The following is a 279-nucleotide window of genomic DNA, read 5'->3' on the forward strand; positions in this document are numbered from 1 at the left end:
GTTGAATTCTACGGTCAGCCTGTTATTGCGGTTGCCGCCAATGATATGGAAACAGCCCGCAAAGCCGCTCAGGCGGCCATCATCGAATACGAACCACTGGAAGCCGTATTGGATGTTGAAGAGGCTCTGGCCAAGAAACACTTCGTCTCAGGCAGTCACCAGCACAAGCGCGGTGACTCCGAAGGCGCACTGGCGAGCGCGAAGCACGTACTGGAAGGCGATCTGCATATCGGCGGTCAGGAACACTTCTATCTGGAGACCCAGGTCAGCTCTGTGATG

1 protein-coding gene is annotated in these 279 nt (G+C 55.9%); it reads left to right on the plus strand.

The window, feature by feature from the left end; genetic code table 11:
- The coding region (locus R0J87_RS19735) for a molybdopterin cofactor-binding domain-containing protein (RefSeq protein ID WP_498888378.1) at positions 1-279 on the plus strand (279 nt) is incomplete at both ends.

This window comes from Halomonas sp. SIMBA_159, from assembly GCF_046536035.1.
GTDB lineage: Bacteria > Pseudomonadota > Gammaproteobacteria > Pseudomonadales > Halomonadaceae > Vreelandella > Vreelandella venusta_A.